Source organism: Cereibacter azotoformans (assembly GCF_021391315.1).
In the GTDB taxonomy this organism is placed as follows: domain Bacteria; phylum Pseudomonadota; class Alphaproteobacteria; order Rhodobacterales; family Rhodobacteraceae; genus Cereibacter_A; species Cereibacter_A azotoformans.
Window position 1 is genome coordinate 58,039 of the sequence record NZ_CP090023.1, and the last position, 15,587, is coordinate 73,625.

The 15,587-nt window shown below is 71.5% G+C and carries 8 protein-coding genes; 6 read left to right on the forward strand and 2 right to left on the reverse strand.

What is annotated here, in order from left to right:
- The first annotated feature begins 31 nt into the window (after positions 1 to 31).
- The 6 genes from LV780_RS19655 to LV780_RS19680 all read left to right on the forward strand — a co-directional run bounded on the left by LV780_RS19655 (position 32) and on the right by LV780_RS19680 (position 11,969).
- Positions 32 to 835 (forward strand): CbbQ/NirQ/NorQ/GpvN family protein, encoded by an 804-nt coding sequence (locus LV780_RS19655; protein ID WP_117345162.1) that lies wholly within the window; start codon positions 32 to 34, stop codon positions 833 to 835.
- Between the two features lie 9 nt (positions 836 to 844).
- Positions 845 to 3,079 carry a nitric oxide reductase activation protein NorD gene (locus LV780_RS19660; RefSeq protein WP_233864280.1) on the forward strand — a complete coding sequence of 745 codons (2,235 nt, stop codon included), beginning with the start codon at positions 845 to 847 and terminating at the stop codon, positions 3,077 to 3,079.
- 345 nt (positions 3,080 to 3,424) lie between these two features.
- Positions 3,425 to 7,750 (forward strand): hypothetical protein, encoded by a 4,326-nt coding sequence (locus tag LV780_RS19665; RefSeq protein WP_233864282.1) that lies wholly within the window; start codon positions 3,425 to 3,427, stop codon positions 7,748 to 7,750.
- A gap of 198 nt (positions 7,751 to 7,948) precedes the next feature.
- A complete protein-coding gene (glmS, locus tag LV780_RS19670; protein WP_117345164.1) occupies positions 7,949 to 9,772 on the forward strand; it encodes a glutamine--fructose-6-phosphate transaminase (isomerizing) in 1,824 nt (607 codons plus the stop codon).
- Between the two features lie 24 nt (positions 9,773 to 9,796).
- Complete coding sequence (galE, locus tag LV780_RS19675; protein ID WP_117345165.1) at positions 9,797 to 10,888, forward strand: UDP-glucose 4-epimerase GalE; 1,092 nt, start codon at positions 9,797 to 9,799, stop codon at positions 10,886 to 10,888.
- Between the two features lie 7 nt (positions 10,889 to 10,895).
- Positions 10,896 to 11,969, forward strand: coding sequence for an endo alpha-1,4 polygalactosaminidase (locus LV780_RS19680; RefSeq protein ID WP_117345166.1), 1,074 nt, complete (start codon positions 10,896 to 10,898; stop codon positions 11,967 to 11,969).
- On the opposite strand, the gene LV780_RS19685 is transcribed toward LV780_RS19680, so the two are convergent.
- Positions 11,947 to 13,281, reverse strand: a complete 1,335-nt coding sequence (locus LV780_RS19685; protein WP_117345167.1) for a tetratricopeptide repeat protein — start codon at positions 13,279 to 13,281, stop codon at positions 11,947 to 11,949. The genes LV780_RS19680 and LV780_RS19685 overlap by 23 nt on opposite strands.
- A gap of 12 nt (positions 13,282 to 13,293) precedes the next feature.
- The gene (locus LV780_RS19690) at positions 13,294 to 15,453 is read right to left on the reverse strand and encodes a polysaccharide deacetylase family protein (RefSeq protein WP_233864284.1); all 2,160 of its coding nucleotides are present in this window, start codon (positions 15,451 to 15,453) and stop codon (positions 13,294 to 13,296) included.
- Positions 15,454 to 15,587: the final 134 nt, after the last annotated feature.

Consider the following 15,587-nt stretch of genomic DNA (forward strand, 5'->3'; position numbering starts at 1 on the left):
CCCGCGGCGGGCCCCTTCCCCCGAGGTCATCATGGACGCCATCACCCACCCGTTCCGCATCCCGGCCGAGCCCTGGTATCGCCCCGTCTCTGACGAGATCGCGCTGTTCGAGGCCGCCCACGCCGCGCGCATGCCCGTCATGCTGAAAGGCCCCACCGGCTGCGGCAAGACCCGCTTTGTCGAGCACATGGCCTGGCGGCTGGGCAAGCCCTTGGTCACCGTCGCCTGCAACGAGGACATGACGGCCTCGGATCTCGTGGGCCGCTTCCTTCTGGATGCCGACGGCACGCGCTGGCAGGACGGGCCCTTGACCTTCGCCGCCCGCCACGGCGCGATCTGCTATCTCGATGAGGTGGTCGAGGCGCGGCAGGACACGACCGTGGTGATCCACCCGCTGACCGACAACCGCCGCGTGCTGCCGCTGGAAAAGAAGGGCGAACTCCTGCGCGCGCACCCCGACTTCCAGCTCGTGATCAGCTACAACCCCGGCTACCAGGGCCTGATGAAGGATCTGAAGCAATCCACCAGGCAACGGTTCGGCGCGCTGGATTTCACCTGGCCCGAACATGGGGTGGAGGTGGATATCGTGGCCCACGAGGCGGGCGTGGACCGCGCGCTGGCCGACAAGCTGGTCGCCATCGCGGAACGCGCGCGCAACCTCAAGGGCCACGGGCTCGACGAGGGGATCTCGACCCGGATGCTGGTCCATGCCGGCCACCTGATCGCGCAGGGCGTGGCGCCGGTCGCGGCCTGCCGGATGGCGCTGGTGCGGCCGATCACCGACGATCCCGACATGCGCGACGCGCTCGACGCCGCCGTCACCACCTATTTCTAGGGGGATGCCATGACGCTCCTCGCCCCGATCCACGACCTGTCCGAGGCCGCAAGCGCGCGCCTGGCCGAGCTTGCGCCCGAGGCCGCCCGCCGCCTCTCGCCCCGCGGCCTCGAGGTCTGGCGCGAGGGGGCGGCGGCGCTGACCCGGATCGGGCGCGGAGAGGGACCGGTCTGCGCCTGGATCGAGGCCGCGCCCCCGCTTGCGCGCGAGCTGGGCGAGGATGTGCTGCCGGATCTGGCGCAGGAATGCCTGGGCCTTGCCTCGCGCACCTCGGGCGCGGTGATCGCGCAGGTTCTGGCGACGGCACCCTTGGCCGCGCGGCGGCTGGGGGATGCGGATCTGTTCCGCGCCTATCTCGGCTTCCTGAACGTGCTGCTGGCGCAGGCGCCGCGGGGGCTGCGGCCGATGCTCGACCATCTTGACGAGCTTCTGGGCGTCCTGACCCTTGGCGGCCTGCGCCGCTGGGCGCTGTGGGGGGCCGAGGCGCACCGCACCAATTACGCCGAACAGGCGCGCTACTTCGCGCTGGAAAGCGCCGAGGCCAAGGCGATCCTGCAACGCGAGCGCAAGGGGGTGCTCTTCGTCGACATCCACCGCCGGATCGGCGTCTATCTGCGCGCGCTCTGGGGCCGCGATTTCGCGATGCGCCCGACCTCGGGCGACTATGAGGCGCGCGAGGGGCTCAGGCCCTTCATTGAGGCCGGTAGGCTGCATCTGCCCGATGCCTGGGGCGACTGGCAGGGGGTGGCGGGGCTTGACCTCTACCGCGCCGCCGCCGCCCATGCCGCGGCGCATCTGGTGGCCCGGCGCGGGCCGATCGGGATGGACGGCCTCTCGCCCCTCCAGCGCGCCTGCATCGGCCTTTTCGAGGATGCCCGCGCCGAGGCGCTGGCCATCGCTCGCTTCCCCCGCCTGCGCGACCTCTGGGCGCGGTTCCACACCGGGGACGGCCCCTTGGACCGCATCGCCCGCGCGCTGCTGCTGGATGAGGCGACCAGCAACCCCCACGCCCTCTGGGCCCGCGCGGCCCTCGCGGGGGCGGACCCGTCCCAAGCCACCTCGCGCAGCTTGGGTCTTGCGCTCGCCGAGCGTCTGGGCGCCCTGCCCCCGCCCGTCGCCGCCCCCTACCGCGACGACAACCGCGCGCTGTGGGAGACGGACGAGGCCGAGTGGGACATGAGCCCCACCCCCGAACAGCGGCGGCTTTACGTCTCGGTCTCCGAGATGGTGAACGAGGTCGAGGTCGAGACCGCCGGTGAGGATGCACAGGAGGTCTGGGTCTGCGCCAGCGCGTTCTTCGACGACGACGGCACCAGCTTCAACGCCCGCGAGGGGCGCGAGCCGGTCGCCCCGCCCCGCACCTACCCCGAGTTCGACCATCGCATCGGCCTCTACCGCCCCGACTGGGCGACCGTGCTGGAAAAGCGCCCGAAGCCGGGCGATCCACAGGTAGCCGAGGCGATCCTGACCGAGAACCGCGCGATCCTCTCGCGAATGCGCCGGGTGCTCGAGGCGATGCAGCCGCAGGGCGTGCAGCGCCTGCGCCGGCTGGAGGAGGGCGACGATCTCGACCTGAACGCCGCCATCGCCGCGCGGCTCGACCTGCGGCTGGGCCGCCAGCCCGACCCGCGGGTGATGATGCGGCAGGTCCGTCGCACGCGCGACGTGGCGGTGATGCTGCTGCTGGATCTGTCGGAATCCACCAACGATCCCGCAGGCGCCGAGGGCCGCCGCCTGATCGACGTGACGCGCGAGGCGACGGTGCTCTTGGCCGAGGCCGTCCATCGCGTGGGCGACCCGTTCGCACTGCACGGCTTCTGCTCGGACGGGCGGCACAATGTCTTCTACCAGCGGTTCAAGGACTTCGGCGAGGACTGGGGGCCGATGGCCAGGGCGCGGCTGGCGGGGATGGAGGGGCGGCTCTCCACCCGGATGGGCGCCGCGATCCGCCACGCAGGCTGGCATCTCGGCCAGCAGCGCGCCGCACGGAAGCTGCTTCTGGTGCTGACCGACGGCGCGCCCGCCGACATCGACGTGCGCGACCCCGCCCATCTGCGCCACGACGCCCGTGCCGCGGTGGACGAGGTGACGCGGCAGGGCGTGCAGCCCTTCTGCCTGACGCTCGACCCGCAGGCCGACAGCTATGTCGCGCAGATCTTCGGCCCGCGCTGCTATCAGATCCTCAATCGCATCGACCGCCTGCCCGAGCGCCTGCCAAGGCTCTACGCCGGGCTCGCCCGCTGACCGGAGCCGCCGGCCGCAAGGTCTTGCCCCGGATCATCCGACGGCCATGAAGACCGACCCGGCCCCCGGCGGGCCGGGCGGCAAGGCCCTGCCGGGGCTTCGGCACCCGGGCCCTCATGCCCCGTGCGACATGTCCGCGGGCGGCGGGGCCATTGGCATCCTGCCGCAGGAGCGGCCCTGCGGGGACGGGCCGCGGCGGAAGATCCAAAGGAGTAGTCCCATGGGAGGATGACCTTCTGAATTGTTGCCGCAGGCCCTCCGCCGCTGGCACCGTTGCCAAAATTTTGCCGCATTGATCAACCCGGTCCCGACACAGGCCCCGATCCCGGCACGAGGAGCATCGTGGTGACTTACAGTCTGAACGGATCGCTGGACGACTGGACAAGCGAGAAGCAGCTCGGCACAGCCGCCATCGACGGATCGACTTACGCACTCTATGGCGATCTGGCGGGCGACAGCTTCGTCTTCGCCCTTTCGACCGATGGGGTGCCGATCGGCCAGGGCACGACGCTCTGGCTCGACACCGACATCGACCGCAGCACCGGCTACCAGATCTGGGGCTTCACCGGCGGGACCGAATACAACATCAACATCGGCCCCGACGGGATCCCGCGCCTCTACAGCGGGGCGGCCGGCGAGACTCTGGTGGCCGAGCTTCCCCACGCCACCAACGCCGACCGCACGACGCTCGAGATTGCCGTGCCGCGCGCGCTGCTGGCGGGGGCGCCCGGGGCCCTGCGGGTCTATGCCGATGTCAACGACAGCGTCTTCATCCCCTCGAGCTACGACACGATGAACCTGATCGTGGGCGGTGCCGAGACGGTCGGATCGCTGACGATCGACGGCTCGCTCGCCGACTGGGACAGCGGCAAGAGGCTCGATTCCGAGGCGACGGGCAGCCCGGGCTTCGCCCTCTACGGCGATGTGCAGGAGGACAGCTTCGTCTTCGCCATCACCAGCGACGGCATCCCCATCGGGGCGAACACGACCATCTGGCTCGACACCGACCTCTCCCCGGCCACCGGCTACCAGATTTGGGGGTTTGCCGGCGGGGCCGAATACAACATCAACTTCGGGGCGGACGGCATCCCGCGCCTCTACACCGGCGCGGCCGGCGAGACGCTGGTGGGCACGCTCACCCATGCCACCAACGCCGCGGGCACCGTGGTCGAGATCGTGGTGCCGCGATCGCAGCTGGCGGGATCGCCGCAGGCGGTGCGGGTGCTGGCCGACGTGAACGACGGCATCTTCATTCCGAACAGCTATTCGGTAAGCAACATCGTCCTCGGGAAATCGGTCGGCACGCTGACGCTCGACGGCTCGCTGGCCGACTGGACCGAGGCGCAGCGCCTCGACACGCCCGCGACCGGGGCCGAGGGCGATGCCCTCTACGGCACCGAGGAGGCGGGGCATTTCGTCTTCGCGATCTCATCGACCGCGGCGCCGATCGGGGCGAACACGACGATCTGGCTGGACACCGACCTGAACCGCGGCACCGGCTACCAGATCTGGGGATTTGCCGGCGGGGCGGACTACAACATCAACATCGGGGCCGACGGCATCCCGCGCCTCTACACCGGCGCGGCCGGCAAGAGTTTCGTCGCCGACCTCGACTTCGTGCGCAGCGGCGATGGACGGATCCTCGAGGTCGCGGTGCCGCAGGGCCTTCTCGGCGATGCGTCGGCGGTGCGGGTGCTGGCCGATGTGAACGACAGCGTCTTCATCCCGAACGACTATGCCAGTTCCAACATCATCGTCGGACAGGACCCGGTCACGGTAGGGACCGTCACGCTCGACGGTGCGCTCGACGACTGGACCGGGGCCACCCGGCTCGACACGCCCGCGACGGGTGCCGCGGGCTACGCCTTTCACGGCGACCTTCAGGGCGAGAGCTTCCTGTTCGCGATCGCCTCGGACGGGACGCCGATCGGGGCGAACACGACGATCTGGCTGGACACCGACCTGAATACCGCCACCGGCTACCAGATCTGGGGGGTCGTCGGCGGGGCGGACTACAACATCAACCTCGGCGCCGACGGGGTCGCCCGGCTCTATTCCGGGGCCGCCGGCGAGACGCTGGTCGCGGAACTGCGCTACGGCACCAATGCGGCCCGCACCGCCATCGAGATCGAGGTGCCGCGCGCCCTGATCGGCGCGCCCGGCCAGGTGCGGGTGCTGGCCGACGTGAACGACAGCACCTTCCTGCCGAACGACTATGCCAGCGCGAACCTCGTGGTCGGCGCGCCGCCGCCGACCGCCGGGCCGAACGGCCAGATGCGGGTGGCGATCGTCTATTCCGAGACGACAGCCGCCAATTTCTACGACCTGACCGCCTATGGCCAGCTGTTCATGGCGATGCAGAACCAGGCCATGCAGGCGGGCGTGCCCTTCGACATCCTGAGCGAGGCCGACCTGAAGGACGCGGCCCTGCTGGGCCAGTATGGGGCGATCGTCTTCCCCGGCCTCTCGCATGTGAAGCTCGAGGATCTGGATGCGATCACCTCGGCGCTGCAGGCGGCCAAGGCGAGCGGCGTGGGGCTGATCGCGGCCGGCAACTTCCTGACCAACGCCGCCGACGGCTCGGCCATCGCGGGCGACAGCTATGCGCGGATGAAGTCGCTGCTCGGCGTGACGCTCGATGCCTACGGCAGCACCGAGGGGCTGGTGCTGAAGGCGGCCGGCGGATCGAACCCGGTGCTCGAGGGCTATGCCCCGGGCGAGGTCGTGGGCCAGTACGGCAACATCTCCTATCTCACCTTCCGCGACGTGACCGGCACCGGCCAGACCCTGTTCGAGGAGGTCGTCACCAACGGCGGCACCAGTTCGAGCCATGCCGCGGTGATCGCCACCGGCGCCGGCGGCGGGCCACGCAACGTGCATTTCGGGACCGATGCCATCATCGGCAACAACAACATTCTGGGCGAGGTGGTCGACTGGGTGATCCAGGGCGACGGGATCGACGTCTCGCTTCAGCTGACGCGGGGGACATCGCTCTTCCATTCGCGCAACGACATGGACCAGTCGCAGGAAATCTGGGACGTGGTCGAGCAGGATCCCGGCATCTACGACGCGATGCTGCCCATCATCGAGGACTGGTACGAGCGGTTCGGCTTCGTCGGCTCCTATTATGTGAACATTGGCACCGAGCCGCCCGACCAGCAGACCAACTGGGCGGTCTCGCTGCCCTATTACCAGCGGATCCTGGCGCTCGAGAGCGAGATCGGCGTCCATTCCACCACCCATCCGCACGACACCAACGAGCTTCTGGCCGATACGCCCGAGATCCTCGCGCTCTTTGCCCGCGTCGATCCGCGCAATCCGGGGGCGGTCGATCCCGCCTCGCTGACCGCGGCCGAGCGGCAGCTTCTCTACAGTTCGCACATCTTCCAGTTCGAATATTCGCGCCTCCTGCTCGAGCAGAAGCTGGGGATCGACATCCCGGGCGCCGCGGTGCCGGGCGCGCCGGAGAAGCTTGCCACCTCGCGCGAGATCATCCGCTTCTTCGACTATCTGAGCGGCGGCTATTCCGGGGTCGGCGCGGGCTATCCGGGCGCCTTCGGCTATCTCACCCCCGAGGACCGGGGCGGGGTCTATTTGGCGCCGAACATGTCCTTCGACTTCTCGCTGATCGGCTTCCGCGACATGACGCCGGAACAGGCGACGGCGGTCTGGGCGGCGGAATATGCCCGGATCGCGAGCCATGCGACGACGCCGATCTTCCTCTTTCCCTGGCATGACTACGGGCCGACCAACTGGAATATCGGCGATCCCAGCCAGGTCTATACGCTCGAGATGTTCGAGAGCGTGATCGCGCGGGCGGCGGCCGACGGGGCGGAATTCGTGACCGGGGCGGATCTCGCCCGTCGGATCGCCAGCTTCGAGGCGAGCGACCTGCAGGTCTCGGTCTCGGGCAACACGGTCACCGCCACGGTCACCTCGAACGATGCGGGCCGCTTCGCGCTGGATTTCGACGGCAAGACCATCGCCTCGGCCGGCAACTGGTACGCCTGGAACGGCGACAGCCTGCTGGTGGTGCGCAACGGCGGCAGCTTCACCGTCACGCTGGGGACGGCGCCCGCCGACGTGACCCGCCTGGCTGAGCTGCCGCAGCGGGCCGAATTGGTCTCGGTGTCGGGCGACGGCTCGGATCTGGGCTTCACGATGGAAGGGGTCGGGACGGCGCGTGTGGTGCTGCAGGCGCAGGGGGGCGGGGCGGTCGTGGTGACGGGCGCCGACAGCGGCGCGGTCGCGGGGCAGAACCTCTCGCTCGGCTTTGCCGCGGTGGGCAGCCATTCGGTCACCGTGGATTACCGCGCCGGCGGGCTGGTGGCGGGCACGGCCGCGGCCGAGATCCTGCTGGGCGGCGCGCTGGCCGATAGCCTGCGCGGCGCCAGGGGCAACGACACGCTCTCGGGCGGGGGCGGCGCGGACGATTTCGTCTTCGCCTCGGGCGGTGGCCGGGACACGGTGCTCGATTTCGCCTCGGGCAGCGACCGGCTGGTGTTCAGCCAGTCGCTGGGAGGCTCGGCGGCCGAGATCCTGGCGCGGTTCCAGACCACCGCCGACGGGCTGCTGGCCACCTTCACCGGCGGCGAGCGGGTGCTGCTGGCCGGTCTGACCACGGGCGACCTTCAGCTGGGGGACATCTACGTCGATACGCTGCTGGCCTGACGGGCCGGACATTTTCGAGGGCGGATTTTCATCAAGAGGCACTTCATGACCAACCCGATTCACAGCCTTCGGAGAAGGCCGGGACCGGCGGGCGGCACGCCCCGGCCCCGGCCCGTCCTGCCGGATGCCGCCCCGCCCCGGCCATGCCCGGCGCCCGAAGGCCCGTCCTCCGTTCCTCGTTGGTGAAAGAGCAGCCCCATGTGTGGAATCGTCGGAATCCTCGGCCAGCGACCGGCCGCCCCCGTGATCCTCGACTCGCTGCGCCGCCTCGAATACCGCGGCTATGACAGCGCCGGCATCGTCGCGCTGGACGGCGGCGTGATGGACCGGCGGCGCAGCAGCGGAAAGCTCTCGGCCCTGGCCGAACTGCTCGAGGCGCAGCCGCTGCCCGGCAACAGCGGGCTTGGCCATACCCGCTGGGCGACGCATGGCAGGCCGGTCGAGGCCAACGCCCATCCCCATCGCGCGGGGCCCGTCGCGGTCGTGCACAACGGCATCATCGAGAATTACCTCGACCTGCGCCGCCAGCTCGAGGCCGAGGGCTGGAGCTTCGGCTCCGAGACCGACAGCGAGGTGATCGCCACGCTCTGCGCGGCCTTCCTGCGGCGGGGCCTTGCGCCCGAGGATGCGGCCGCGGCCACCCTCGCGCGGCTGCGCGGGGCCTACGCGCTCTGCCTGATGTTCGACGGGGCGGACGATCTGATGATCTGCGCCCGCCGCGGCTCGCCCCTCGTGATCGGCCATGGCGAGGGCGAGATGTTCGTGGGCTCCGACGCGCTGGCGCTGGCGCCGCTGACCGGGCGGCTGACCTATCTCGAAGAGGGCGACTGGGCGGTGCTGACCCGGCGCTCGATGGTCATCCACGACGCCGAGGGACGGCGAGCGAACCGGCCGCTGCACCAGCTCGAGGCCGGGGATTTCCTCGCCGAAAAGGGCCCCCATCCACACTTCATGCTGAAGGAGATCCACGAGCAGCCGGGCGTCGCCGCGCGGGTGCTGGGCAGCTGGACGGCGCGGGGCGACGGCTCCGTGACCTGCGACTCGGCCGGCCTCGACTGGGCGCGGGTGCCGCGCCTGACCATCGCCGCCTGCGGCACCGCCTGCTTGGCCGGCCAAGTCGGCAAGATCTGGCTGGAGCGGATCGCCCGCCTGCCGGTCGAGATCGAGATCGCCTCGGAGTTCCGTTACCGCGAGCCGCCGCTGCCCGAGGGCGGGGTGACGCTGGTCATCAGCCAGTCGGGCGAGACGGCCGACACGCTGGCGGCGCTGCGCTACGCGAAAGAGGCCGGGCAGCGGACGCTGGGGCTGGTCAACGTGCCCACCTCGACCATCGCGCGTGAGGTCGATGTGGCGCTCGCCACCCATGCCGGTCCCGAGATCGGCGTGGCCTCGACCAAGGCCTTCACGGCGCAGCTTCTGTGCCTGCTGGGCTTTACCGTCATGGTGGCGCGCCAGCGCGGGTTGCTGGACGAAGCGGGTGAGCGGCGCTGGATCGGCGCGCTCTCGAGCGTGCCGCGCCTAATCGCCGAGACGCTGGCGGCCGAGCCCGCCATCGCCGCCGCCGCGGGCGCGCTGGCGGAAGCGTCGGACGCGATCTTCGTCGGGCGGGGGCTGATGTATCCGCTGGCGCTCGAGGGGGCGCTGAAGCTCAAGGAGATCACCTACATCCACGCTGAGGGCTATGCGGCGGGCGAGCTGAAGCACGGGCCGATCGCCCTCGTGGATGCGACGGTGCCGGTGGTGGCGCTGGCCCCCTCGGACAGGCTGTTCGACAAGCTTGAATCCAACATCCGCGAGATCATGGCGCGCGACGGCCGGGTGCTTCTGCTGACCGATGCCGCGGGCGCGGCCCGGCTAGGCGGCGACGCCTGGCGGACCATCGTGCTGCCCGACTGCGAGCCGCTTCTGCAGCCCTTCGTCCAAGCGGTCGCGATCCAGTTGCTCGCCTATCACTGCGCGCTGGCCCGCGGCACCGACATTGATCAGCCGCGCAACCTCGCCAAGTCCGTCACGGTCGAATGACAGGCCAGAACAAGGAGAAATCCCATGTCTGACAGCGTCCTCCTCGCCGGCGGAGCCGGTTACATCGGCTCGCATGTGGTTACGGCGCTCGCCTCGGCCGGCTGGCGCCCGGTCATCCTGGACAACTTCGACAATTCTGAACCCGAGGTCGTGGAGCGGATCGAGGAGATCACCGGCTGCCGCGTGCCGCTGATCGAGGGCGACGTGCGCGACCGGGCGCTGGTCGAGCGCGCGCTGCGCCGGCACCGGATCGGGGCGGTGGTCCATCTGGCGGGGCGCAAGTCGGTGAATGAGTCGGCCGAGGATCCGCTGCTCTATTTCGCCGAGAACCTCAGCGGGGCGGTCTCGCTGATGACGGCGATGCGCAACTGCGGCGTGTCGCGGCTGGTCTTTTCCTCCTCGGCCACGGTCTATGGCGCGGCCGAGAAGCTGCCGGTGGACGAGACGGCGCCGACGCGGGTGACCAGCCCCTACGGCCGCACCAAGCTGATGATCGAGGAGATGATCGACGATTGCGTGGCCGCGGTGCCGGAGTTCTCGGCGATCTCGCTGCGCTACTTCAACCCGGTGGGCGCCCATCGCAGCGGCCTGATCGGCGAGGTGCCGCGCGGCCTGCCGAACAACCTCTTTCCCTATGTGGTGCGGGCCGCGACAGGCGAGCTGCCCTTCGTGCGGGTGTTCGGCGACGATTATCCGACGCCCGACGGCACGGGCCTGCGCGACTACATCCATGTGGAGGATCTCGCCCGCGGCCATGTGGCGGCGCTGCGCGTTCAGCGCGAAGGGCCGGGCCTGCCTGCCCGTCACCAGCGGATCAATCTTGGCACCGGGCGGGGCCATACCGTGCTCGAGGTGCTCGACGCCTTCGGCCGGGCCTGCGGCTTCCGCATCCCGCGCCGGATCGTGGGGCGGCGGCCGGGCGACGTGGCCGCCTCGGTGGCCGATCCGGGGCTCGCGCAGCGGCTGCTCGGCTGGCAGGCGCGGCACGGGCTCGACGAGATGTGCGAGAGCCAGTGGAATTTCCAGCAGCGCCATGCCGAGCGGCTGGAGAGGGCCCCGGCCCTGCCGCCCCTGCCGGTTGCGGCCTATATGGCCCCGGCGCATCCTGCGGAGTAGGCCCCTGATGCGATGGAGACAGGCCCTGCGGGGCATCGTCCGCACCCCCGCCCTCCTGCTGATCGCGGGACTGCCGCCGGGCCTTGCGGGGGCGCTTCCTCCGGCGCAGGCCGCCCCCTGCGCCGAGGCACCCCGGGCGGCCGAGGCACACCGCGACCGGCTGGCGGCCGCGCTGCGCGACGGGTTCGGCGTCCAGTACTGGGGCGCCGCCTATGACGCCGAGGGACTGGCCGCCGCACCACACGGGCTGCTGATCGTCGAGGCGACCCGCGTGGGCGCCGACCGCAGCGCCGACGGGCGCGAGCAGCATTTCACCCCTGCCGAGATCGCCCGGATCGGCCAGGACGGCCGCCGCCCGGTGATCGCCTATCTGAACCTGGCCGAGATCGAGAGCTACCGCCACTACCACGCCCGCACCTCGCGCGAGGAGCAGCGCTGGCATGGCCCGACCAGCGCCTCGGGCGAGCGGCTCGCGGCCTACTGGCGGCCCGAATGGCATGCGGTGCTGCGCGAGCGGGTGGACGAGCTGATGCGACTGGGCTTCGACGGGCTCTTTCTTGACGATGTGCTGCATTACTACACCCATGCTGCGGGCGAGACCCAGCCGACGCCGGGCTATGACGCCAGCGACGCGCCCGGCGATGCGCCGGCCCATGCGCGGGCGATGATGGCGCTGGTGGTCGATCTGGCCGAGCATGCGCGGCGCCAGCGCTGCGACGCGATCGTGGTGGTGAACAACGGCGCCTTCATCGGGCGCGACGCCGGCCCCGATCCGGCCACGGCGGAATCCCCCGGCCCCTTCGCGCGCTACCGCAGCGCGATCAGCGCGATCCTGGCTGAAAGCGTGTTCGACACTAACAACCGCCAGCCCACGATCGACGCCCTGCGCGAGGATTTCCTCGACCGGGGCGTCCAGGTCATGTCGATCGACTTCAAGACCCATTTCGTCGGACCCGGCGGCGAGAGCTACCGCGAGCTGGTGCGGCGGCGCGCCGCGAAGGCGGGCTTTGCGGCCTATGTCGCCGACGACGAGGCCTTCAACCGCCTCTACGAGCCGATCAGGGCCCCGGCAATCCGCTGACGGGGCTGCGCCAGGTCGAGAGCAGCGCCGCCGGCAGGTCCGGGTTGGCGCCGGGGCGGGCCATGAGATCGGCGTGGCCGGCCGTGCCGCGGAGCGATCCGGCCAGCGACAGCCAGAGCGTCCGGTCCCATTCCGACAGCGGCCGCGCGGCGGCGAGGGCGAGCAGGCGGTGGACCTCCTCGGGTCGGCCCTGCAGCCCCATGAAGGCCGCCCCCACCAGCGGCTCGGCCCGGACCAGATCCGGCGTCATCCGGTCCTGCCAGGGCAGCAGCGCCGACGGCCCCTGAAAGCGCAGGAACTGCAGCAGCGCCCGGCCGGCGATCTCCGGCTCGAGCCCCGGACCGGAGCGTTCGAGCGCGCCGCGCAGGCCGCGCAGGCCGCGCAGGTCGCCGGTGATCTCGGTGACGGTGAGCAGCGTCCGCCAGCCGCGTGCATCCATCTCCGGGGTTTCCGCGATCCAGCGCGCCTGCAGGTCGAAGGTCATCGCCCGGTGGCCGCCGCGCGCAAAGAGGGGCAGCAGCCGGTGGGCGGCCGCCGGCTCGCGCTCGAGCGCCGAACGCGCCAGCGCATAAGCCTCGGCCAGCGCGCCCCGGTTGATCAGGACCGGCAGGGCCGCCTCGAGCGGGTCGGTGTTTCCGGCGGCGGCGCACCAGGCGAGGGCGAGCGGCACCACCTCGTCGCGGCGCCCCGTTTCGAGCAGGACATCGAGCAGGCGCGGCCGCATCGCCCCGGCCAGCGGGTCCGGCCCCTCTGCGGCCGCGCGCAACAGCCATTCGACCTCCTCGGCCCGGCCCGCCCGCACCAGAAGCTGCGCGAGCCGCCCCGCCTCCCAGGGCTGGAGCTGCACCGTCGGCACGCCGGCCAGCAGCTCGAGTTCGGCCGGCTCGTCGCCCAGCAGGCGCAGCCAGTAGCCGAGCCTGTGGCGCCGCCCGGCATCCGGTTTCAGCTCCTGGGCCCGTTGCAGGTGGCGCACCGCCGCCTCGAGATCGCCGGCCATGCGCGCGATCTCGGCCAGCCGGTCGGCCAGCACGGCCTCGGCCCCCGCCCCCGCCTCCTGCGGCCGGTCCCCGGCCAGCGCCCGCTCGGCGGCGGCCGGATGGCCGGCCCTGAGCGCCAGGTCGGCCTGCACGAGGCGCAGGTTGTCGGTCAGCTCCACCCGTCCCGCCATGGCCTCGAGCCGGGCCATCGCCGCCTCGGTCGTCATCGAGCCAAGCTCGCCCTCGAGCCGGACGGTCTCGGCGGGCCGCAGCGCCAGCACCGCGAAAAGCGCCATCAGGCCGCCGCCGCCCAGCATCAGGATCCTGTCGCGCATTCGCCGCTCCTTTCAGCAGTCGCCGTCAAGTGTCACGTCGAGATCCGCGCCCTGCGGATCGGGGATCTGGATCGACAGCCGCCCCTCGGGATCGGCGATGGCGCTGCCCACGGCGTAGGACTTGCCGAGCCGCCGGACATCGATCGCGAAGCGCGTTCCGGGCCGGGCCTGCCAGTCCATCACGCCCGGCGCCCACCCCTGCAGCCGCAGGGCGATCCGGCAGCGTCCGGCCTCGAAGTCCAAGACCCGGAAGCGGCTGGAGACGAGGGCCGGACGGTCCAGGCCGCGCATTCCCAGCGGAGCGGGATCCTCGGCCAGCGCCACCAGCGGCTCGGGGTCTGACGGGTTCAGCGCGATGTAGAGCCTGTCCTCTTCGCGCACCGCCCCCAGCACGCCGCGGCTGGCCGCCAGATCGAGCGCAAGCCCCGCCGCCCGCTCGACCCGCAGGGTCTGCAACGCGCCCCGGTTCGTGATGCGCCAGGCTCGCTCGCCCTCGCGCCGCAGTCGGGCCGAGTGGAAGCCCTCGACGATGCGGACGTAATCGGCGGCGGCCACAGGCAGGACCGGCGAGGCGCGCGCCAGCCCGAGCGCCGACTCGACCGCCGTCCGCGTGCCGAAGGACAGAGCCGAACTGGCGGCAAAGCTCAGCTGGAACGGGCGCAGGCGCCGGGGGCTTCCGGTCGCCCGGACCGTGTCGGCAAAGGCGTGGAACCCGTGCTCGGGCGTGGTCCAGAAGCCGGTGTAGGCCTCGTCACCCGACAGGGCGTTGTAGACCTGCAGCTGCCCGCCCTCGCGGACGGCATAGGCCGAGAGGTTCGACAGCGCCGGGGCGAAGCGGTTGTAGATCCCGCCTCCACCCCCCAGCCCCGCCGCCCCGGCCCCGGCCACGGCCGCGAGCGCATCGGCGTGGGGGCTCGCATCCCCCGTCCAGAGATGGAAGCCCGCCGGGCGGCCCCCGGCCAGCTCGGACACCTCGGCCAGGGCGCCGGCCGTCTCGCGCCAGAGGTCGAACGGATCGCGCATGTAGCGCCGCGGCGCCTCGGCCATCCGGCCGGCGGCCACCGGCGCAGGCAGGGGCAGCGCCAGTTCCAGCGTGCGGACCGCCGCCCCGATCAGCCCCGCCGCCCCGGGATCGGCCGTCCCGCGCAGCTCGCGCAGCAGTTGCGCCTCGCGCGCGGGGTCATACCCGTCGAAGAAGGCCCAGGTCCGCACCAAGCTGTGGCCCGCGGTGCCGGGCCGGACCTGCGGCAGGGCAAGGAGCGCGCGCGCCGCGACACGCCCGCGCGGCGCCTCGGGCCCGGCGAGGGTGGCATCGAGATCCCCGGTCAGCACGCCGATGCTGACCGGAAGGTCGGGATAGGGCGCCACCAGCCGGTCGAGCAGCAGTTCCGAGCCGATGCGCGTCTCCTGCCCGAAGCGGAGCGCGGGCTCGGCCACCAGCCAGCCTTCGGGGCGCACGACCGAGAAGAAGAGCCGCCGCCCGCCCTCGGTCGTCACGTCCGGGACCGGGGCCGGCGGCTGGCCGAGCGCGGCCTCGAAGAAGGCGAAGGGATCGAGCACCCAGAAGGACAGGCCGCCCCGCGCATCGTGGCGCAGCGTGGCCGAACTGTCGGCAAAGGCGCCGCGCGGCCCCAGCACCACCAGATCGAAGGCGGGCGCGCCGGGCGCGGCCTCGACCCGGAGCAGGCTGCGCGCGGGCGGGACCGCCTCGAGCGCGGCATGGCGGCCCGGCTCGATGTCGAAGGGCGTCTCGTGGCCGATCATCGCCGCATCCATCGTCACCGTGCGCGACAGCACGCCAAGCGCGGTCTCGCCCCCCGACACCCTCAGCCCCAGCCGCGACAGATAGGCGTCGCGCTGCCCGTCATAGGCCAGTTCGGGGCGGATCCCGACATGGTCGAACGCGATCATCCGCAGGCCGCCGCAGTCGCGCTCGACCGAGGCCGCCCAGCGGGCGAAGTCCGCATCCCGCGCCAGGGGAGCGTCGAACCACGAGAGAGTCGCCGCCACCTCCGCCGGCAGGAGGGGCGGCGGCGGTCCGGCCGCCACGTCGTGATAATCGAGGACATACCCCATATGGTTCAGGATCATTTCCGCCGCCCGATGAAGGCGGGTCTGGCGCACCCCGCCTTCCCGGCCGCCGTCGTGCAGCGCGAGGATGATGCGCGGCACCAGCCGCGCGGTGTCCTCATCGCACGCTAGGGCCGGACTTGCGGAAAATCCGCCGGTCAGAAGAGCAAGGGCAACAACAAGGGCCGCGGAGGCGCCCCGGACCGGCCTTGTCGGATCGAGGAGGGCTGATCTCA